The sequence below is a fragment of the Sphingobacterium detergens genome (assembly GCF_003610355.1).
Lineage (GTDB): Bacteria > Bacteroidota > Bacteroidia > Sphingobacteriales > Sphingobacteriaceae > Sphingobacterium > Sphingobacterium detergens.
The window spans coordinates 123,487-144,657 of the sequence record NZ_RAPY01000001.1 but is presented as its reverse complement, the minus strand read 5'-3'; the positions used below and the strand labels follow the sequence as shown (position 1 = coordinate 144,657).

Sequence of the window (21,171 nt, the reverse complement as noted above, 5' to 3'; positions counted from 1 at the left end):
TATCTTTTAATCGCCAGTGATAGAATTGAAATGATTAATTTTAGTCAATGGGATATGATGAATTGTAAACCACTAAAAATAGCGTATGAAAAAAATATTTTTTGCTTCTGTCATGGCATTATCTATTCTCTCCTGCAGAGAAAATAAAGCTGATGATTCCCCTGCAGACAACGTAATAGATAATGCAGGCTCTTTAGTTTCCGGTTCCCTAAAAAGTTATCGGGGCGACGAAGTAACTGTAAACAGTATCTATTTTAAATTGATTAAAAATGATAAAAATCTGACGGCGCTCAATACCAAAATAGTAGACACCTTCGAGGAAACCGAAAAAACTTTGGCCGTCTATAGAAATATACTTAACACCTCTACCTCATATTATCAGGATGCTCATCAGCAGACAAAATCTATCACAGATTCATTAGTCAGGCAACAGGTAGAAAAGGAAATTACAGCCAGTTCTGACCAGTACGATCTTAAAGTAAAAAATATCAAGGAACGGATGGATCTGATCAACAAAAATAGTGAGACCTTGACAAGCCTCTATACCGCTTTTAAAATCAGAAAAACGCTCCCTGAAATTGAAAAATACCAACATGCACATCCTTTACAAAAAGATAGTCTGGATCATTTCATTAATAAACAAAACAAACTTCTGGAAGAATTAAAAAATTTAAAATAATACATTCATGACTTATACAACGAAATGGCTGACGGATAAAACACGTGTTGAAGAACTTGTAGATTTCTTTATCGCCCACAAAACAGATTCTTATATCTCACACAGTGAAATCATGTATGGCAGAGCCATCGATTCTAAGCATTGGAACCCTGATCTCAGAGCTGTATTTACAGAACAGCTTATGAACGATTATGATTATAGCGGGACTTCCCAACTTAAGATTCTGATTGTAGAAAACGAGCTTAGAAAAATTGTGGGCATGCTTGTTCTTACTGTGATCAGCAGCCCTTTTAAAAAATATGCGGTGTTAGAGGACATGCTTTTGGATGGATCTGTCAGAGGCCAGTCTCTTGGAAGCAAACTGTTGGAAGGCGTAATACAGGAATCCAAAAACTGGAATGTTAGTTTTATCATGCTGGAAAGTGGCGTCAATAATCATGGTGCGCATCATTTTTTCAGTAAGTATGGTTTTGAAAAAGTATCCGAAAGTTATATGTTAACATTATAAAAATTGATTGAAAACTAAGTAATCGTCCAATTCCTGATTTTCTTCATTTAGGATCAATGCATAATAGCCGACATTTGACTCTTTTGACAACAGATTCAACCGGATTTCGATGACATAGTTCTCACTACGCATATCGTTATATAAAAATTTTATCGAATCCCTTTCAAGTTGGACATCACTAGCAGATTTAGCTATTTCATTAAATAAACAAGAATTCTCTTCTAGTTCGATACAGCTGTGATAGGAATCGATCGCCCTTTTAAAATAATTCTCCAATATTTGATGATGTATATTTTTTATCAAAGCAACTTGTATTTTAAAGGCATTACATCTTCAATCCCTACGGTTAAAGTTACAATATTGCCCAGTATTCCGTTCGATAATAACAGGGGAAATACCGAAAAGTAGGATAATACTCCCATTTTGTGGGAAGAGGTCAATTCTTTACTGTTATTGAATTATTTAGTGATAAAAGCTGAAATATCCTCTATCAATGACGGAAACAATGCCTCTGGTATAGCGTGTCCCATTCCATTTTTTAGGATCAACTCGCAGTTAGGAATATTATTTCTTAAATCAACCGCATGTTCCGTACGAAATAGCGGATCTTGATCGCCGTGTATCACCAATGTCGGCACATGGAGACTATGTAGGACATCTGGGTCGTATTTATAGCTTACAAGGGCAATGATCTGACGAAAAGGTTTTATCAGAGATGACTTTCGGCACTCGTCCTCGATAATTAGCGCACACTCCTTTTCTTCATTAAAACTAAATTGGTTTCCATAGATAGCTTTCATAAAGTCGATTTTTTCCTTTATGAAAGTTGGTTTATTATCTTTAAAACTTGTGGTTGAGCTTGTCATTTTTCTTATCAAAGCATCATCTGCCTTCGGGAGAGCAGGATTAAAGGATGAGGACATTAATAAAATCAACGTCTTGGTCAATGCGGGGTATTTATATGCAAATAGCTGTGCTATGATTCCCCCCATTGATCGCCCGACAATATGTGCACGTTGAATGCCCAGTGAATGTAGTAGATCTCCGATGTCATCGGCCATATCCATTAAGGAATAAGGAGCAGTATGTTTTTCGGGATGCTGTAAAAAATCATTCAGAGAAAAGCTATGGATATCGTTGCTTCCATCGGTAGTAAAAGTACTTTTTCCACAGTCTCTGTTATCAAAGCAAATCACACGAAATCCTTCTTCTACAAGTTGATTACAAAATGAAAGTTCCCAACGTGTCATTTGGGTATTTAATCCACTGACCAGCACAATAGTTTCTCTATTTTTTTCGCCATATATTTCATAATAGATGGCGGCATTTTTCAGCTCAATATATCCCATAAATAATTTACAGTAATGCAATTTCCAAAGGTAAAAGTCTTGAATCCAAGATAGCGGCGGAACGATGTCCTACAATTTGCATATAACCCGGATTTTGCTCAAATGCGAAAAAGTCCGATACGCTTTTTTGCCTGATCAGCATGCATATATGCCATTGTTCGTCCTGAGGACCAATCAAAAAGTGGTCCCCTTTCCCGATGAAAAGTATTTCCCCGCCCCCCTGTTCTACAAATGGTTTGGCCAGTTGTATATATTGCATAAAAGCATCATATCCCGAAATTTTGCTGACAGGTGCAATCTTAGGAAAATCGGAATAATCTGCAATTTCCTTCAAACGTATCAGATTTAAATTTACAATTGATCCCTGAATATTTTTTAGCGCAAGATCCCGGCCGGCTTCGTAAGTGGGATGTAAATATTTTTTGTCGATATTCATAATTAATGTTTAGATATCACCGCCCAATGACTTCAGCTGGTTTGAGAAAATTTCCAGATCTTCTGCCGCCATTCCATCTAACAGTTTTTTGGAAATGTAATCTGCCGTAACGCTCGCCTCCTTATAAACTTTATCTCCGGCTGTACTGAGCTTAACATAGCTTACACGGGCATCCCTTTCATTACTGTCCTTTTCAACAAGCCCAATTTTTTCCAACGGTAAAATAATGCGCGTAATTCCCGATGCAGTTAAACCAGTATTTTCTGCTAGATCTATTCTTTTTAAACGATTGCCGGGGGCTTTGCTTAAAATATGCAAGATCATAAAGTCTGTAAGACTTATTCCATGCAGGCTCAAACCGTCAAACTTCTTGGTAAGGACAGATTGAATTTTTATGATGTTTAGAATTGTATTTATTTCCATGACTATGATATTTGCAATATACTTGACTAATCAAGTATATTGCAAATATATGTATTTTTTTTAATCAGCCACGCAATGATGTTTTTTCTATTATTTGATCTTGCCAAAACAGCCTTTAGGTATCGTCATTTCAATGGCTTTATTCCAACGATACTGTCTAAATGATAATAGCAAATTGAACAGGTATACGAATATATAATTGGGTTGTATTGCTGATGTGATTATGCCCCTTTTACCTTACTTTAAATGTTGTCACGACAAAACCATGATCAGAAGGGTATAAAATTTCTTTGCCATTCAGTTTTATGGTGTCATTAAAAAACGCTTGATAAGACTCGGATTTTATGGCTTTTAACTTCGGACTTTTGTAAAATATATAATCTATCCGATGGTCATCATTTTCTCCTTTGGTATGCCATGTTATACCCGGATGTGTGACGGGATTTGGGTTCAAGGTTCGATACGTATCCAGCAATCCGATATCTGCCAATACTTTTGTCGAATACCAGGGAACCACCAGATTATTGTGAATTTTCTTGGTATTCTTGCCCCAATCCAAATGAGAGGGTGTATTCAGGTCTCCCCCAAGGATCATGGGTATTGAATCTGCCTGTGCAGTATACTTTTTTAGATAGGGCAATACCTTTTGGATCATTTCGTATTTGGCGCCCGACCTTTCCCAAACAAGAAGTTCTTCGGCTGTTTTACCCAACTTTTCGGGCTCATTTTCCCATGGTAAATAATGAAACCAATTTGAGAAAAACCGGATCTTTTGATTTTGGATGATAACTTCTCTTCCGCCCAGAAAAAAAGGAAATTCAGTATCAATTCGTTCCCCAAAAGGATATCTTGATATAATTGACAAATTAACTTTCTTATCATTTAAGGCTGTTCCTTCTGGAGCAATTAAATGAAAATTGTAGCCTAAGGAATCGGCTATCTCTTTACCAGAACCGTAAGTTTCCACCATCAATATGACATCCGGATTTATTTCTCTTATAATCTGTACCGCATGGGCTTTGCCGTCTTTGCTATCATTGGCTCCGTGCAATATATTCCATGCCATCACCTTAAAGGTTTCGGGTTTCTTTTGAGCTTCGCAGTTAAAACAAATAAATGCGAATGTTAAAAAGAGCATAGTAAACTTCATTGTCTGTCTTTATTAATTTAAAAATTTTAGAAGATTCATAAATGTATTGTAGGGCCAAGATTAATCAAAAAATAAATATGTACAAACATATAAAATTCGAAAAAAGCACCATTTTATAACCAAAGTTGATATTAGCAGAAATAGAAATGGGAAACGGCTTACTATGTACAAACATAATTATTTAATAATGATCTGCAAATATCTTTTATGTCAATTCCATCTGTGGGCTTTATACATTTTCAAAGATGCGTCGAATTGCGGTTTTAGACTGTTTTTGTCAACTTTTGATAAAAAAATGATAAATGAAATCAGGTTTTACACCTTTATAATCAATATATTACATATATATTAAATAACTAATAGCAGCAGCTATCTTTGGTTTTTCCTGAACAGTGACTTTCCAATAATTCCATTACCCTAGCTATAAAACGATGGACAGTTTAATAATCAGTAAAAACTACTCAGTGACTTTAGCAAAGGGAATTTCTTGACCAATGTCAATCTTTTTTATCGGAAAATAGAAGAACTTAGACAATACATTAAATAGAAAAAAATATAAACAGAATTAAAAGGAATGTTATGAAAAAGATTGCTATTAATGGATTTGGCCGCATCGGACGCGCCGCTTTAAAAATAATAACAGAAACTGCCGACCTTGAGGTTGTCGGAATCAATGATCTGATGAGTATCGAAAACGCTGCCTACCTCCTCAAATATGACAGTAATTATGGTAAATATGAAAAAGATGTACGTATCGAGGGAGATACACTTGTAGTCGATGGAAAAGCTGTTAAATATACGAGCATAAGGGAAATTGAAAAATTACCCTGGAAAGATATTCAAGCCGATATCATCATCGAAAGTACAGGTATTTTCACGAACAAAGCCGATGCTGAAAAACATCTGACGTCCGGAGCAAAATTTGTAGTGATCTCGGGCCCAACCAAAGATACGCCCACTGTTGTCCATGGTGTAAATACCGAAGATGGAAAGGTTTCTGTTTTCTCATGTGCAAGCTGCACGACCAACAATATCAGTCCGATCATCGAAATATTAGGAAGAAGGATTGGAATCAAAAAAGCAATTCTGAATACCACACACGGTTATACTGCTTCGCAGGCACTTGTAGATGCTCCTTCAAAAAAAGAACCGCGTATGGGAAGGGCTGCAGGAATTAACCTCGCTCCTGCCGCTACCGGTGCTGCAATAGCAACTACAAAAGCACTTCCGCAATACGCTGGAAAGTTTGACGGCATAGCAGTTCGGGTGCCTGTTCCGGTGGGATCCATATCTGATATTACGTTTATTGCTGAAAGATCCACAACAATCGAAGAGATAAACCAAATTTTGATCGATGAATCCAAAACTGATCGCTATCAAAAGGTACTAACAGTAACAGATGAACCACTGGTATCTACCGATATCATCAAAAGTCCGTTTGCAGCGACAGTTGATCTGGAAATGACAAGAGTTGTCGATGGTGATCTTGTAAAAGTGATGGCCTGGTATGACAACGAATGGGGATTTACCAATCAAATGATTAGACAAATTCAAGCTATTTAGAGCAATAGCAATGAAAAGCTGAACATACAAGACCTTTCAATAATTTGGAAGGTCTTATCTTTTATAGTTAGGTGTTTTGAATTAGCTCAACTTTTACAATCAATCTACTCTAAATTATAAAAACAATCGCCTCCTATTGCACCACCACCATATTCTAACACAAGCTTGTCATTTACCATAATGTAACTGCAACCGTCATTGTAACTCGTTTTTAAGCTATCGGGAATTGGTTTGTCAAAAACATTGAAAGAATACCTTCCCATGCCACTTCTTTGAAAACTTATTTGACAAGGTTCTCCACTTGTAATACCAATACAATTTGCTTTATCCAATTTCTCTTTAAGAGTTTTTAAAGTTCTGGTCGTCCAACCCAGTTTTTGTAATAAGGTGTCTGCTTTACTCGAATTAATTTTTACGTCCCAATTACTTTCAAAATTATCGTCCACTTTTACGTGAAAAATACCTAAAGTATTGTTGTCCTCAAATTCTATCTCAACTAATTTGTCGGGCGGAATTATCTTGTTTATGTAATTTTTGAGTTCATAAATTTCTGCCTTCTTTTCCTCAAAGTTTTCTTTAAGTTCCGATACGGAATAATCTTTGTCAAAGCCACCAAAAGCGGCAATCATCATCCCCATAAAACCGACAAAAATTACAAAGCCAATCCCGCATAAAATTAAAAGTGCTTTTAGAAAAATATTCATTTGTTTGTTGTATATAGCTTTGCTAAGGTGTAGCCCACTCTCGAATTTACACAATTCTTCAGATATGATGTTTAATCCCCCTAGATAATTTCACCCGAATTGATTTTGACTATAATCTTGCTATGGCTATTCCGCATCGCTTCTCGCATTGCCCCTCCATTCATTTCGGTAAACGAAATAATTATGGGAATCTTGCCTAAGATATCGGCTGAAATAACTAAGGGCACTCCTTATTCTCAAACTAGTGCCGAACGACACCATTTTCACTCAAAAGTGGTTCCTCTTACTCCTAAGTATGCTCCGCAGATAGGTATTCTTAATGAAAATCCCTGCCCTATAAGATTGATTATCAATCGATTTTAATGCTTAAAAATTTTCAAAAAAAGTCTTTTTTATTATGTAACTTTTTCTTTACATTTATATAAACAATGCTAAAGTTGATTCAGCTTGTAGGCGTTTGCATCTTCATCTACTTAGGTCAAACACAATTTTTAACCAATTTCTAATTACATGATTATGAGTAAAATCTTGTCTTTTTTACTTTTATGGCTAGTGATCATCCCATTAGCCCATGGTCAACAACGGGTGCTAAAAGGAAGCCTTGTTGACCTCGCCACTAATGCACCCTTGGGAGGTGCAACGGTCCGCCTTGAATCTACCAACGTCGGAACCTCAACTGACGATCAAGGGAAATTTACGTTAAATGTACCGCAGGGTGCAGTCAAGCTGCTGGTTACACTGGTTGGTTATGAAGATACAAGGCGTACCATAACGGCACAAGAAAACGACATCAGCATCAAAATGACGAGCAAATCGTCTTCCTTGGAGACGGTCGTGGTCACGGCTTTAGGTATTCAGCGTAAGGCCAAAAGTCTAACCTATTCGACGCAGGTCGTAAAAGGTGACGAACTGACCAAAGTAAAGGATGTCAATCCCATGAATAACCTGACCGGTAAAGTCTCGGGGGTGCAGATCAACCGCAGTTCGTCAGGCATGGGTGGATCCGTGAATATTGTGCTGCGCGGATTTAAATCAAACCGCAACAACCAGCCTTTGTATGTCATTGATGGTCTCCCGATCACAAATACAAATGGTAGTGGCAACGATGGTGCCTTCGGCGGAGCTACGGACCGTGGTGATATCCTGAGTACCTTGAATGCGGATGATATCGCAAGTATCAATGTCCTAAAAGGTGCATCGGCCTCTGCATTATACGGCAGCCAGGGGGCAAATGGTGCGATTATGATCACCACAAAAAAGGGGGCTGAAGGAAACTTGAAAATTGATCTCTCCAGTGGTTTCACAGCTGACAAGGCGTTTTACCTCCCCAAATTGCAATACCGCTATGGGCAGACCACTCCTTCGAGCGAGGAAAGCTGGGGTGAAAAAGGTACCTTCGCTGACCCGGTAAAAGATTTCTACAATACCGGAACAACCTTTATCAATACCTTGGCACTGAGTGGCGGAACCAATCGTATACAGAATTATTTTTCATATGCGAATACAAGCAACAAGGGAATTTTGCCGACCAATACGTTTAAGCAGCACAGCGCCACCTTTCGAAATTCGATGAATTTCTTTGACGATAAACTCTTCTTTGATGGAAGTCTGATGTATTCGCGTCAGAATATTCATAACCGTCCTTCCTCAGGTCTATACTTCAGTCCGATAGCCGGCTTATACTTGTTTCCGAGAGGACAGGATTTTGATAAGTACAAAAATTTCGAATATTTCTCCGAAAGCCGCAACTTCTATTTGCAGGATTGGTGGAATATCAATGCAGACGCTAAACTGACCGGAACACATCATCAGCAAAATCCTTATTGGGTGCTCAATCGTATTCCTACGGATCAAAAAAGGGATAATATTATCGGGCAGGCTCAATTCCGTTATGTCTTGACAGACTGGCTGTCTGTAAGTGCCCGCGGAACCTTGAACAAGCGCTGGGATCATTGGGAACGCCGCATATATGCTGGAACACAGGGCGTATTGTCAGGTCTACCAATCGATGGTAAACTTGGCGACAATGGTCGTTACAATACCGATCGAAGCGAAAGCACGGCCTTATATGGAGATCTATTATTGACCGGTAATAAACAATGGGCCGAGCAGCTTGATTTAAATTTTACAGCGGGTACCTCAATCAATGATTTACGTTCAAATGGTACCGTTTTAGACCTGGCTAGGCTCGCCGTGGCCAATAAATTTCTGATGAGCAATATCTATCGTGATGCTCCTATGCAATCCGCGACTGAAACGATTTCACGTCGGCAGATCCAATCTTTATTTGCTTCGGCAAATTTGGGCTACCGCGAAAAAGTTTACCTCGATTTAACAGCAAGAAATGACTGGGCTTCTACACTGGCTAATACACCCAAGGAGCATAAGGGCTATTTTTATTGGTCGGCGGGTGTATCAACCGTACTGAATGAATTATTCAAATTGCCAAGCTTCATTACCTACAGTAAGCTCCGTTTATCCTTCGCACAAGTTGGGAACGATGTTGCCGCCTATAGCACAATCCCTGTAAACACCTTAAACACAGGTATTTTAACACCAAATGTATCAGGACCTTATAGAGGAATACCACTGAAACCAGAAATTAGCAAAAGTGTCGAATTAGGTTATGAAGGCCGCTTTTGGAAAGACCGTGTCAATCTGGATATCGCACTTTACAAAACCAATACCAGAGATCAGTATTTTGAGTATCAAGGACCCGTGGGTGTTGTTAACACGACCGTATTTTTAAATGCTGGAAATGTTGAAAATAAAGGTATTGAAGCGGCTTTAGGCGTGACTGCTATCAAAAAAGAGCATTTTAACTGGAACACGGGATTCAATTTTACCGCCAACCGCAATAAGATACTAAAATTAGCTCCCAATCTCGGAAATACCTACCCTCTGGGCGGAAATTTCAATGTCCTTCGCCTTGGCGGTTCCTTTGGTGATTTCTGGGCTCCTATGTTTAAGCGCGATCAAAACGGGACAATTATCGTTGATGACAATGGTCGGCCACAGATCGCTCCTGCGGGATATATCGGCAATAATACGCCTAAAGCCATTGTGGGATGGACCAATAATGTTACTTACAAAGATTTTGGTCTGAGCTTTACAATAGACGGCCGATTCGGCGGAAAAGTAATCAGTATCACTGACGGTTACCTCAATTCATTTGGTGTAAGCGAAGAAAGTGCAGCAGCAAGGGATCGCGGCGGTGTTGACATTGCAGCTGTAAAAATGGATGGCACAGCTTGGGAGGGCCTTCTTCCGGCACAGGCCTACTACAGTGCAGTAGGCAACCGTGATGGTATCATCGAAGGTCAGCTTTACAGCGCCACAAATATTCGGATGCGTGAAATTGCTTTAAGCTACAAGCTTCCTATTAAATGGCAAGGCATCAAGCAGCCATCCATATCACTGACAGGACGGAACTTATTTTTCTTTCGCAACGATGCCCCTTATGATCCTGAACTCAATACAACCACGGGTGTCGGAGGCCAGGGCTACGATAGCTTTGCCCTTCCAACCACCCGTAGTTATGGTTTAAATCTCAAGGTATCCTTTTAATAACGTAGATCATGGACAACACAATCAAATTTTTCCCTTATAGCAGATTGATCTGCATCTTGCTCGCTACCTGCTTGCTAACGGGCTGTACCAAAAACTTCACTGAATTAAACACGAATCCTGCAGGTGTAACGGACGAAGAAGCAAATGCTGACTATGCACTGGTCGCCTCATTTTTGGCGCAGGCACAACGTGACATTATCCCCGAAAACGTCGGTGAATATCAGTTGGCCAATAACCTCTGCAGTGACACCTATGCGGGATATCTTACTCCCCCAACTCCCTTCGTCGGAAACGCGAATAACGTTACCTATAGCCTAGTACCAGGCTGGTATCAGGCTATTTTTGTAGATCGCTACATCAAAGCCATGAACCCGCTTTTCCGTGTGGAACGCGACAGCCGTCAAGATAAACGGCTTCAGGATATTTTCGCTTTTGCCAAACTTTTAAAAGTATCGGCTATGCATCGAACCAGTGACAAAGTTGGCCCCATTATTTACAGCAAATATAATGTGCTAAATGAAAATGGACAGATCGATTACGATTCGCAGGAAAATGCATACAAAAACTTCTTTTTAGACCTGGATACGGCGACAACGATCTTAAAAGATATCCAGAATAATCCAAAATCCGCAGCAATGGCCAAGTCTGATATGGCTTATACAGCGGATAATTATAAGCGCTGGCTACGCTATGCAAATACGCTGCGTCTACGGCTGGCGATACGTATCGTTGCCATAGCACCCAATATTGCAAAAACGGAGGGTGAAAAAGCACTCAATCCTGCCAATGGTGGACTACTCGAGGTAAACGCCGACAACTGCATTATCGGGCTCAGTACGGATCACCCGCTAAATACCATCACTGGCGCATGGGGTGATACACGCATGAGTGCGCCCGTAGAATCCATACTCGGTGGCTATGATGATCCACGCATGGCAAAATTATTTGACCCGGCAGCGGATCCCCTGGTAGCTGGGCAGTATAAAGGAATACGCTCAGGTATAAATATAGATGGCAAAAGCCGTTATGAAAATTATTCGAAGCTCCGGGCTTTTCCGAATCAGATGCAATTAATGATCGCTGCTGAAAGCTGGTTTTTGAAAGCAGAAGCTGCGCTGCGTGGCTGGTCCAATGCAGGAACAGCAAAGACCAACTACGAAACCGGTATAGACCGTTCCTTCGAAATGTATGGGCTAAGCAGCCAGGTTACGGCTTATAAGAATAATAGCACGAGCAAACCCAAAGCGTATGTTGACCCAAAAGCTATTAAAGCTGGTGAAAATAACGTAGCTATTGGCTCTCCTTATTTGAGCACGATGACTATCCGCTGGGAGGACGGAGACTCGAATGATAGGAAACTTGAGCGGATCATAACACAAAAATGGATCGCTATGTTTCCCGATGGTGATGAAGCCTGGGCAGAATACCGTCGTACAGGTTATCCCATTCTGTTTCCTAACATTGTAAATTTCAGCGGGAACACCATACCTACAATTCCAGGTATCCGCCGCATGCCTTATCCGCAACGCGAGTATGATAGTAATAATCAGTCTGTCACAGCCGCTGTACAGCTTTTGAACGGTCCTGATAATGGTGGTACACGACTGTGGTGGGATGTGGTGAACAAGCATTTTTAGAAGAACTTTCTCATTCATTTTTTTAACATAATAGTCGGTGGATTACCGGCTGTTATGTTAAAAATTCACCTTTCAATAATTTGGAGGGTCTTATCTTTTATAATTAATATCTTTGGGGTATGAATATCGAAAACATCGGACAACCTTTCCTCAAAAAATTTCCCGGAGATTTTTCCAATAATCCCATGCAGAGAAACACGCCAAAAGTTTTATTTGCTACGATTAAACCTGCCGGGTTTGACCATCCCCAACTAATTGCTTTTAACGAGGCTCTATCTGAAGAAATAGGGCTGGGAAAATTTGAAGAAAAGGATCTTAATTTTCTGGTGGGATCTCAGCTTCCCGACAATATTCAGAGCTATGCCACTGCTTATGCCGGACATCAATTTGGCAACTGGGCAGGACAGCTGGGAGACGGAAGAGCGATTCTCGCTGGGGAAATTACCAATGCTACGGGTAAGAAAACAGAGATCCAGTGGAAAGGAGCCGGTGCAACTCCTTATTCAAGACGTGCAGACGGAAGGGCTGTATTGCGGTCTTCTGTACGCGAATACCTGATGAGTGAAGCGATGTATCACTTAGGCGTACCCACTACCAGAGCTTTGAGCCTGGCCTTTACTGGAGAAGATGTTATTCGGGATATCATGTATAACGGAAATCCACAATACGAAAAAGGGGCCGTAGTCATAAGAACGGCTGAAAGCTTCCTTCGTTTCGGACATTTTGAATTGATGTTTGCTCAAGGTGAACACAAGCTGTTACAGGATCTGCTTGATTTTACGATTGAAAATTACTTTTCCGAAATTATTACATCCGATCATCAGAAATATAAAGATTTTTTTGAAAAAGTATGTAGCAGGACGGCAGACTTAATGGTAGAATGGTTCAGAGTAGGTTTTGTTCATGGTGTAATGAACACAGATAATATGTCGATCTTAGGTTTAACGATTGATTATGGTCCCTATTCCATGATGGATGAGTATAATTTAAATTTCACTCCGAATACAACAGATCTTCCCGGCAGAAGATATGCATTTGGAAAACAGGGACAGATTGCACACTGGAACCTCTGGAAACTAGCGAATGCCCTTCAGCCAATAATCAATGATGAAAAATTCTTGGAAAGCACGCTAAATAATTTTGGCGTTTATTTTTGGGAGGCCCATGACAAAATGCTGTGCAAAAAATTTGGTTTTGATGGGCTCAGAAAAGAGGATGATGAGTTTTTCAGCAACTGGCAGGGCATCATGCAAGAATTGGAATTGGATCATACGTTATTCTTCAATCAATTAGAAAAAATAACTCCAGATACGGATTTAAACGAATATTTCAGCCCGGCAGCTTATACTGTTTTAAATGAAGAAAAGCTCAGAAAACTTGAAGACTTCATTGAAAAGTACCAATCTCGTCTGCATTCAAATACAATTTCAAGGGAAGAATCCCTGGAATTAATGAAAACGACAAATCCTAAATTCATACTGAGAAACTACCTGCTTTACCAGTGTATCGAAGAAATTAGTAACGGGAAAACAGAAATGCTAACTAAACTAACGCAGGCTTTAGAAAATCCATACCAAGAACTATTTCCGGAATTTTCTGTGAAGCGCCCTTCCAGCTATGATGACACCGCAGGATGCTCTACGCTTTCATGTAGCTCATAACAAAAGTTAATGAATTGTAGTCTTTTTATAAATTCGAGAGTCGCTCAGGACCTGTCCGTACAGTTATTTTTTTAATAAAATAAAGAAATAGCTAACTGTGGGGATGCATACAATTGATTTCAATCTATGGTTAATGACTTTTTGGCCAATTATCGGTCTTGTTGTAACTTTATTTTTCCTCTACTTGATTTATAGAGCTATAGTTTGGCTGATCAGGAAGTGTGGAAGAGAAGAGCTGGCTAAAACAGAAAAAATGCCCAAAACTTTTGATGTGAGCAAGTTGAAATAGTGTCATTCGCAAAGGTCTTTCAATAGCATTTTATTTTAATTGACCGCATTAAAATAAAATTTGGTACAACCCCAAACTAGGGGCAAAAAAGTACTGTTTGCCTTTTAAGGTTACGGTTTTGGGCACTGTCATATCATCGCACTTAAAGCGTTGTTTTTTCAGTTCGTAATATGCCAAATAATCCGGACTGGGCAGTTTGCCATTGCGCCAACCAATCAAAACATCGTCATCGAATTTAGGGATTTCAGTTTTTGCTATATCAAGCTCGCTTTTAAAAAGATCTGTTTGTCTAACGACCAAAGTCTGGTTGATCACTCGAAATACATCACAGCGCTCGGTATTTACGATCGTGTAGGGACAAGGTTTGAGCCCATATGGTTTCAACATTTCTACCTCGTATTTTTTTAAAGCGTCCATCTGCAAGCTATCATTCAGATCTTTCAATTCTTCCGATTTTTTGCGTAAACTATCGGCGACAACCACCGTTTTGAAATCTTCTTGTTTTCCATAATCCGGATAGAAAAACTTCTTACCGTTGAAATATAAATTCCCCTGTTTATCGATGTAAAATGGCTGTTCCCAGTTGTAAATCTTTTCAAAGAGTATGTTTTTATTTACATCAATAATCTTTAGGGGCGAATTGCTGTTGTCGGGTTTTAAAAGTATTCTGTCGTCGTTAAAAAAAACTAGACTACTTACTCCAGTCATATCAGTCACTTTTCTGAACTTGCTTTCATCTTTTAGCAATTCGATCAGTTGGGGCACATCTGGGTGTTTATCTTTTTGAGGGATAGGATTACAGCCTACAAACACGAGCAGTACAAAGAAAAGAAGGTATCTCATAAGCTATTCTTTTGTATAATTTGATTTTCCGTCTATATCAACTGGCTCACCTAGATACCTTGGTTTTCTGCCCCTTATAATATCCAAAACGGCTTTGGTGACGGATAGTTTTTCCCGAAATGCATAGTATTTATAACCTGGATAAACGCCCCTATCTGCGCTATAACCCAATGATTTTAAACCCAATTTATCACCTAGGTAAATACATCTATTCAGGTGGTATTTCTGAGATACCAAAATTGCTGTATCAACATGAAAAATATGTTTCGCACGGTACATGGTCGAATAGCTATCAAACCCAGCATAGTCGATGTAAATTTTTGTGGTATCGACGCCATTTTTCTGACAATATAATTTCATTACTGTAAGCTCATCGTATTCATCTCTTCCATTATCTCCCGACAGCAATATTTTATCCACTTTGTTATTTTTGTACAGTGAAATCCCAGCATCCAGCCGATCTTTTAGATACCTACTTGGTTGATCGCCGTTTATACCAGCGCCAAAAATGATGACTACCTTCGTTTTTGGCACATCTTTAAGTTCGGTGAGAATCGCCTTTTCGGTTTCGGCTGTTACGTTGCTGTTGGTTACCAAAACGACAGCTAGCGCTATTAGGCCTAGGATGATAACTGGTAAAAGGAACTTTTTAATCTTTTTCATGTGCTTGATTTTACAAGGATCTATAAAAATCGGTTTCTTTTATGTCTTCGGCAAAAGGAACAGATATTTTTTCATAAAATACTGTTATTAATTCCCAATATTTTTAATAATATACACGCCCTGCTTCTTGTTTTCGTGAAAATTGGTGCTATAATCGTAGGTCAAAAAACGCACATTACTTTTAGCAGCATATTTAGCCGGCAATTCGAATACATGCAGATAAGTTTCTATGTCGCCTCCAAAAGATGCTCTATTAGCCACGGTTTTAAAATTCAAAACCGTGTTTTCAATTGCTAAGTCATAATATGCTGTTCCATAAAATTCGTTGGGAATACCTGGATTCAAATACCCCTCAGTCGTGTAAGTTTCTTTTGCAAAAGCCTGTGTTTTTACCTTCCCTTTGTTGGTATAGTCCAATTTTTGGTCAGGGAAAAACGTATTGTCCGAATTAAAAGGTGTGATGTAAGCATCCGTATACCTGAGCTCATTTGAGTAGGTTGCGTTTTGCACATCTTTCAGAAAGTGCTCATACTGCCATTTCGGCAAAATTTGTTCCCTATTTATTTTACATTGTATTTTTGAACCTTCTGCATAAATAAATGATGAAGATTTAGGTGTATAAAGTTTTATCCATTTGCCATTCTGACGAAAATATACCGCCTCTCTACTGATCAGTTCGGTATGATAGCTGTACAATACAGCATCCGATGTGTTGTAAAATTTACCAAAAAAATCTTCAACCCAAACTTTGTCTGAAATAGTACTGTCTGTATTTAAGATCTCAGCAAAATGTTCTATATGGGGTTTTTCTGCCGAAAAATCGTAAATACCATCTTCTGTAGTTACATAGCAATTTATGGCGTCTAAAAACTTTAATTCTGGACTGTTTTCTAGTTCAAAAACCTTATTTCCAGTACGATCTATTTTTATAAAATAAGGAGAGCTCGCTATTAAGAAAAAATTCTTTTCGGGGAAATATCGAATGCTACCATTACTATTTTGAGTTACCCTATACATCAAAAAATTATCCCATTGCAATTTTTCCTGCAGCTCGGCAAACTTTTTATACTTGGCTCTATTCCACAATAAACTTGGTGATAAATTGATAACAGAACCGCTCTGTATGGCTGCATAGGCTACTAGAATTATTACGATAGAAATTACCATTTTTTTCATCATTTTATTTTTTGAAAAGCAAGTTCTTTTGTTCATCAATCCTGCGATTAAATTTTATCCTATAATTTCCATTTAGAAGCTTGCTATTTCTCTTTAAATAAGTTTTGCTTTAAGCTAACAGCCATTGTAATCGTTAAAGACTTGAACTTTATTTTACGCTTAAATTTAGCTGTAAAAACTCTAGGAAATTGGACGAATTATAATTCGCCGGAGATAAATTATCATTCGTAGGCGTTTGCCAAAAAACTACTCACTCCTCGGATCGGGTTTTAAAGGCATCTTCGCACAGCGGAGCACTTCAATGGATGGGCATCCGTATTCGACGATGACCTTGCCCTCGATCAGATAGATCCCCGCTCCTCTTAGGGGATATTTTACGAGTGTTTGTGGAAAATGTACGGTATCAAAGAAATGCCCCTCAGCGTCCAGGAAGGTTCCGAATTTCATCTGGTCTCTGCGCTTGGTTTTGACAAACTTCTCACAGATAAAATCGCCAACAACGCGTACAGTTTTACCCTCGTGAAGATGGAGTTCTTTGGATGGCATATCACCACGGTAATCGCTTTTGGCAAGATCAAAGAGTGTCCCTGTCACACAAAAACCGATCAGCTCCATCTCATCGTAATAGTCCTCCAAGATATCTTCTTCCAAAGGGGGAAGAATCGGCTTGCGGCTCTCCGTCTCAAACAGGACCATACCTACCACAGCGGGTTTGTGTCTGCTCATCAACAGGTGGGCCTCCCACAGCAATTCCTTCTTCCCTAGACCCGTAAACCGCAAAGCACCGACACGGATCAGAATAATGACCTGCTCAAGGCCCGCTTGCATCCTTTTGACAAAGTCCCCCATGCTCTGATAAGCTCCGTTGCGCTCACGCTCGGTGATAATCCGATGGGCTAATCTCCCTTCCAGATTCTGCAGACAATCGAATCCGAGATAGATATCCTTACCCTGGATCAAGGTATTGAAAATCGACTGGTTGACACAGGGAAGACAGATCGTTCCACCGGATACACGCGCTTCATTAACATAGACCTTACGATTGTAAAAACCGCCATAATTGTTGAGCACCGCAACCATAAATTCCAAGGGATAATAGGTCTTAAGAAACAGGCTCTGGTAACTCTCTACGGCATAGGATGCCGAGTGTGCCTTATTAAACGAGTATCCGGCAAAGCTTTCCATCTGCCGCCAGACCTCCCGGCTGATTTTTTCATCATAGCCTTTGGTTTTGCAGTTGGAAAAGAACTTGTCCTCGATCTCAATCAGATGATCTTTGCTGCGATATTTTCCCGACATCATACGTCGTAGCACATCGGCGTCGGCCATATCAAGGCCACCGTAGGCATTGGCGATTTTCATCACATCCTCCTGATACACCATCACCCCATAGGTCTCTTCGAGCTGCTCCTTAAATACGGGATGTGGATAGGCTACTGTGCTGGGATCGTGATGGCGACGGATGTATTCACCCATCATGCCTGAACTGGCTACACCCGGCCGGATAATGGATGAGGCCGCTACCAAGGTCAAGTAATCATCACAGCGGAGTTTGGTCAGGAGCTGTCGCATGGCCGGGCTTTCGACATAGAAGCAGCCGATGGTATTAGCGGATCTAAGTTGTGCGGCAATATTGTCATCCTCGAAAAAGCGCTTTGGATTGTCGGTGTCAATGACAACGCCTAGGTTCTCCCGAACGATGGTACGGCAATCTTTGATATGGCCGATGCCGCGCTGAGAAAGGATATCAAATTTTTCAAAACCGATATCCTCGGCAACATACATGTCAAACTGCATGGTGGGTAGTCCTTTGGGTGGATTGTCCATGGCGGAATAACATGTCAGTGGCTCCTCGGAAATCAGTACTCCACTAGCATGAATGGTTCGTTGATTGGGAAAATCGGCCATGCGATTATACACGCTCAAAATGGTGTTGGTCACTTCATTTTTATTGAGCATATGCTCGGGCTCGTGCACCAGTCGATCGATCTCTGCTTTGGGAAGACCGTATACTTTACCGAGTTCACGCAGGATACTACGCGACCGAAATGTACTCATGGCACCCATCAATGCGGTATGGCCGGTCTGATAACGGTTAAAAATATATGTATACATTTCGTCCCGCTCATTCCAGCTAAAGTCGACATCAAAATCGGGTGGACTTTTCCGCTTCGGATTGAGGAAACGCTCAAAAGGAAGGTTGAGGGCTATGGGATCAACATCCGTAATCCCGAGGCAATAGGCCACAGCAGAATTGGCTCCTGACCCACGACCTACATAATAAAAACTGCGGCTACGCGCATGCCGACAGATATCATCGGTAATAAGGAAATAACTCGAGAAACGCAGGTTTTCAATGATTTCAAGTTCGCGCTGTATTCGATCGGCAGCGATGCCATCATTCCGTCCATAACGTTTGGCAAAGCCCTCCATGCAATACTTGTGCAGCAATTCCTTATCGTCGTACCGATTGTCGGTAAAGGTCGCTTTATTCTTGACACTTGTAAAATCAAAACTGAAGGAACATTGCCCTATTATACGGTTGGTATTGGCCAGCAGTTGTGGTAACTCGGAAAATAATTGCATCAGCTTGACCTTAGCAACAAAAACTTCGTCTTCAGCAGCGACCTGCTCCCTTTCCAATTGGGATATCAGCAGATTGTTGTCAATAGCTCGCAGTTGCCGATGCAGGGTATAATCAGCTCGGCGGAAACTAACTGGTGCCAGGATGACACAGCGGTCAAGCAGCTTGCGCTCCAGCAGTTGCGCCCGCGTACGCTCGCTCGGGCGGATACCAATGTATTCAAAGTCCCGCAATTGAAATGTATTGATCCGGCTAAAGGGATAGATCACAAAGACCTGTTCAAACTCAGGTGCACGCGCGGGTGTGGCACGATTTTCCCTATTGAGTTTGGTTCGGTATTCGTTGATCTCCCGGAATCCCTGTTCATTCTTGGCGATGGTGACGAAACAAAGCTGATCGCCAGCACGGAATTCCATGCCCGCAAGGAGGTTGAGTCCAGCTTCACGTCCCATTTTAATAAAATCCAGCGACCCAGAACTGTTGTTGATATCGGTCAGCACTGCGGTATCATAACCGCCTGCCCGCATCCCCGAGATAAGATCCTGCAGACTCAGTGTACCAAAGCGTAAGCTAAAGTAACTATGTAGATTTAAGAGCATGCTCCCCTCCTTTCTCCGGTAGTGGTGCACAGATGCCTTTCATCAGAAATTCGGCACCATAACGTTTTCGGATCTTGTCCATCGCCTGCATCAGGTTGACCTCTTCGGCACTATCATCAAAGAGGTCGGTCTGATAGGAACCGTAGATTAGTCCGGAGAACTTGATCCCGATAAGGCGTATCAGCATCCTGCGGCTATAGAGTTTCTTAAAAAGTGAAAGTACAACCTCCGTTAACTTTCGGTCAGAATTGGTATAACCGACCTGCAGCTGTTGGGTATGGGTATCGAAATTGCTATAGCGGATCTTGAGGGTGACACAACTCGTTAGCTTCTGATCTTTCCGCAGATCGAAAGCCAGTGTATCGACCATGCTGATCAGGGTACGACGGAGTACATCCATATCGATGGTGTCCTGCTGAAAGGTGTTCTCCTTGGACATGGACTTCTGCTCACGAAAAGGTATGACCAGTGAATCGTCCAGACCATTGGCTTTACGCCAGATATTAATCCCATTCTCGCCGAGGACTTTCTGCATCGTGAATACTTCCATCTGCTGTAAGGTTCCGATCTTGGAGATCCCCATATTGCGCAGCAGGGTAAAAGATTTTTCACCGACCATGGGGATCTTGCGGATGGACAGTGGAGCTAGGAATCCTTTTTCGCTTCCGCCTTGAACTTGCTTTTCACCGCAAGGCTTGGCTGTGCCGGTCGCGATCTTAGAAACGGTCTTGTTGACGGATAGTCCAAAGCTGATAGGCAATCCTGTTTGTTTGATAATCCGCTGGCGAAGTTCCTGCGTCCATTTCCAACAGCCAAAAAAGCGGTCCATTCCGGAGACATCAAGGTAGTGCTCATCTATACTTGCTTTTTCAACAATGGGTGTCTCCTCTTCGATAATCTGCGTCACAATACTGGAATACTGACTGTACATATCATGATCACCCCGCACCACAATAGCTTCGGGACACATACGTAGCGCTAGCCGCATCGGCATAGCGGCATGTACGCCAAATTTACGGGCCTCATAGGAACAGGAAGCAACTACCCCACGGTCACTATTCCCCCCTATAAGCACAGGCACTCCGATTAGCTTGCTATTCTGCAAACGCTCGACAGATACAAAGAATGTATCTAGATCACAATGTACTATACTCCTTTCCATGTTTTTCAATTCGCTATCCAGCCGTTCCGCACGATTTTTATTTTCGGTGGTTGTTGTATTCAAAATTACTAATATTATTAGCAAATAATCAATACAGGAGATTGATTTAATTTTTATCACACTCAGGATCAACCACATAATTTATAAGGCATATTGATTTAAATAAGATTGTACG

General features: G+C 40.6%; 17 protein-coding genes. 6 read left to right on the top strand and 11 right to left on the bottom strand.

What is annotated here, in order from left to right:
- Positions 1-85: 85 nt before the first annotated feature.
- Together DFQ12_RS00665 and DFQ12_RS00660 are read left to right on the top strand one after the other, a co-directional pair.
- Positions 86-679: a hypothetical protein gene (locus DFQ12_RS00665; protein ID WP_120257107.1), complete on the top strand. Its 594-nt coding sequence runs from the start codon at positions 86-88 to the stop codon at positions 677-679.
- Between the two features lie 7 nt (positions 680-686).
- Positions 687-1,187, top strand: a complete 501-nt coding sequence (locus DFQ12_RS00660; protein ID WP_120257106.1) for a GNAT family N-acetyltransferase — start codon at positions 687-689, stop codon at positions 1,185-1,187.
- Here the strand turns inward: DFQ12_RS00660 and DFQ12_RS00655 are convergent.
- The 5 genes from DFQ12_RS00655 to DFQ12_RS00635 form a co-directional block, all read right to left on the bottom strand.
- On the bottom strand, positions 1,182-1,490 hold the full coding sequence (locus DFQ12_RS00655) for a hypothetical protein (protein ID WP_147420303.1): 309 nt from the start codon (positions 1,488-1,490) through the stop codon (positions 1,182-1,184). The genes DFQ12_RS00660 and DFQ12_RS00655 overlap by 6 nt on opposite strands.
- 155 nt (positions 1,491-1,645) lie before the next feature.
- Positions 1,646-2,536, bottom strand: a complete 891-nt coding sequence (locus DFQ12_RS00650; protein WP_120257104.1) for an alpha/beta fold hydrolase — start codon at positions 2,534-2,536, stop codon at positions 1,646-1,648.
- Positions 2,537-2,543: 7 nt separating this feature from the next.
- Positions 2,544-2,972: a DUF1330 domain-containing protein gene (locus DFQ12_RS00645; RefSeq protein WP_120257103.1), complete on the bottom strand. Its 429-nt coding sequence runs from the start codon at positions 2,970-2,972 to the stop codon at positions 2,544-2,546.
- Positions 2,973-2,981: 9 nt separating this feature from the next.
- Entirely contained in the window at positions 2,982-3,395 is a 414-nt protein-coding gene (locus DFQ12_RS00640; protein WP_120257102.1) for a MarR family winged helix-turn-helix transcriptional regulator, read from the bottom strand.
- Positions 3,396-3,627: 232 nt separating this feature from the next.
- The gene (locus DFQ12_RS00635) at positions 3,628-4,545 is read right to left on the bottom strand and encodes an endonuclease/exonuclease/phosphatase family protein (RefSeq protein WP_120257101.1); all 918 of its coding nucleotides are present in this window, start codon (positions 4,543-4,545) and stop codon (positions 3,628-3,630) included.
- Between the two features lie 579 nt (positions 4,546-5,124).
- Between DFQ12_RS00635 and DFQ12_RS00630 the strand changes: the two genes are divergently transcribed.
- Positions 5,125-6,108, top strand: a complete 984-nt coding sequence (locus tag DFQ12_RS00630; RefSeq protein ID WP_120257100.1) for a type I glyceraldehyde-3-phosphate dehydrogenase — start codon at positions 5,125-5,127, stop codon at positions 6,106-6,108.
- A 104-nt stretch (positions 6,109-6,212) separates the two neighbouring features.
- Here DFQ12_RS00630 and DFQ12_RS00625 read toward each other — a convergent pair whose 3' ends face one another.
- Positions 6,213-6,812 carry a hypothetical protein gene (locus DFQ12_RS00625; RefSeq protein ID WP_120257099.1) on the bottom strand — a complete coding sequence of 200 codons (600 nt, stop codon included), beginning with the start codon at positions 6,810-6,812 and terminating at the stop codon, positions 6,213-6,215.
- 516 nt (positions 6,813-7,328) lie between these two features.
- Between DFQ12_RS00625 and DFQ12_RS00620 the strand changes: the two genes are divergently transcribed.
- From DFQ12_RS00620 to DFQ12_RS00610, 3 genes are all read left to right on the top strand, one after another.
- Positions 7,329-10,379 (top strand): SusC/RagA family TonB-linked outer membrane protein, encoded by a 3,051-nt coding sequence (locus tag DFQ12_RS00620; protein ID WP_120259167.1) that lies wholly within the window; start codon positions 7,329-7,331, stop codon positions 10,377-10,379.
- Positions 10,380-10,390: 11 nt separating this feature from the next.
- Complete coding sequence (locus tag DFQ12_RS00615) at positions 10,391-12,019, top strand: SusD/RagB family nutrient-binding outer membrane lipoprotein (RefSeq protein WP_120257098.1); 1,629 nt, start codon at positions 10,391-10,393, stop codon at positions 12,017-12,019.
- A gap of 119 nt (positions 12,020-12,138) precedes the next feature.
- Positions 12,139-13,680 (top strand): protein adenylyltransferase SelO, encoded by a 1,542-nt coding sequence (locus DFQ12_RS00610; protein WP_120257097.1) that lies wholly within the window; start codon positions 12,139-12,141, stop codon positions 13,678-13,680.
- A 337-nt stretch (positions 13,681-14,017) separates the two neighbouring features.
- Here the strand turns inward: DFQ12_RS00610 and DFQ12_RS00600 are convergent, their stop codons facing one another.
- The 5 genes from DFQ12_RS00600 to dinB all read right to left on the bottom strand — a co-directional run bounded on the left by DFQ12_RS00600 (position 14,018) and on the right by dinB (position 21,059).
- A complete protein-coding gene (locus DFQ12_RS00600) occupies positions 14,018-14,812 on the bottom strand; it encodes a hypothetical protein (RefSeq protein ID WP_120257095.1) in 795 nt (264 codons plus the stop codon).
- 3 nt (positions 14,813-14,815) lie between these two features.
- Positions 14,816-15,475, bottom strand: a complete 660-nt coding sequence (locus tag DFQ12_RS00595) for a SanA/YdcF family protein (RefSeq protein WP_120257094.1) — start codon at positions 15,473-15,475, stop codon at positions 14,816-14,818.
- An 87-nt stretch (positions 15,476-15,562) separates the two neighbouring features.
- Positions 15,563-16,654 (bottom strand): hypothetical protein, encoded by a 1,092-nt coding sequence (locus DFQ12_RS00590; protein ID WP_147420302.1) that lies wholly within the window; start codon positions 16,652-16,654, stop codon positions 15,563-15,565.
- Between the two features lie 243 nt (positions 16,655-16,897).
- Entirely contained in the window at positions 16,898-19,834 is a 2,937-nt protein-coding gene (locus DFQ12_RS00585) for a DNA polymerase III subunit alpha (protein ID WP_120257092.1), read from the bottom strand.
- Positions 19,815-21,059: a DNA polymerase IV gene (dinB, locus tag DFQ12_RS00580; RefSeq protein WP_244211647.1), complete on the bottom strand. Its 1,245-nt coding sequence runs from the start codon at positions 21,057-21,059 to the stop codon at positions 19,815-19,817. Before dinB ends, DFQ12_RS00585 begins: the two co-directional genes overlap by 20 nt.
- Positions 21,060-21,171 lie beyond the last annotated feature (112 nt).

Bases quoted from the DNA above. Each gene is read 5' to 3' on its own strand.
- DFQ12_RS00665 (WP_120257107.1), top strand. From the start codon at position 86: ATGAAAAAAATATTTTTTGCTTCTGTCATGGCATTATCTATTCTCTCC.
- DFQ12_RS00660 (WP_120257106.1), top strand. From the start codon at position 687: ATGACTTATACAACGAAATGGCTGACGGATAAAACACGTGTTGAAGAA.
- DFQ12_RS00650 (WP_120257104.1), bottom strand. From the start codon at position 2,536: ATGGGATATATTGAGCTGAAAAATGCCGCCATCTATTATGAAATATAT.
- DFQ12_RS00645 (WP_120257103.1), bottom strand. From the start codon at position 2,972: ATGAATATCGACAAAAAATATTTACATCCCACTTACGAAGCCGGCCGG.
- DFQ12_RS00640 (WP_120257102.1), bottom strand. From the start codon at position 3,395: ATGGAAATAAATACAATTCTAAACATCATAAAAATTCAATCTGTCCTT.
- DFQ12_RS00635 (WP_120257101.1), bottom strand. From the start codon at position 4,545: ATGAAGTTTACTATGCTCTTTTTAACATTCGCATTTATTTGTTTTAAC.
- DFQ12_RS00630 (WP_120257100.1), top strand. From the start codon at position 5,125: ATGAAAAAGATTGCTATTAATGGATTTGGCCGCATCGGACGCGCCGCT.
- DFQ12_RS00625 (WP_120257099.1), bottom strand. From the start codon at position 6,812: ATGAATATTTTTCTAAAAGCACTTTTAATTTTATGCGGGATTGGCTTT.
- DFQ12_RS00620 (WP_120259167.1), top strand. From the start codon at position 7,329: ATGAGTAAAATCTTGTCTTTTTTACTTTTATGGCTAGTGATCATCCCA.
- DFQ12_RS00615 (WP_120257098.1), top strand. From the start codon at position 10,391: ATGGACAACACAATCAAATTTTTCCCTTATAGCAGATTGATCTGCATC.
- DFQ12_RS00610 (WP_120257097.1), top strand. From the start codon at position 12,139: ATGAATATCGAAAACATCGGACAACCTTTCCTCAAAAAATTTCCCGGA.
- DFQ12_RS00600 (WP_120257095.1), bottom strand. From the start codon at position 14,812: ATGAGATACCTTCTTTTCTTTGTACTGCTCGTGTTTGTAGGCTGTAAT.
- DFQ12_RS00595 (WP_120257094.1), bottom strand. From the start codon at position 15,475: ATGAAAAAGATTAAAAAGTTCCTTTTACCAGTTATCATCCTAGGCCTA.
- DFQ12_RS00590 (WP_147420302.1), bottom strand. From the start codon at position 16,654: ATGATGAAAAAAATGGTAATTTCTATCGTAATAATTCTAGTAGCCTAT.
- DFQ12_RS00585 (WP_120257092.1), bottom strand. From the start codon at position 19,834: ATGCTCTTAAATCTACATAGTTACTTTAGCTTACGCTTTGGTACACTG.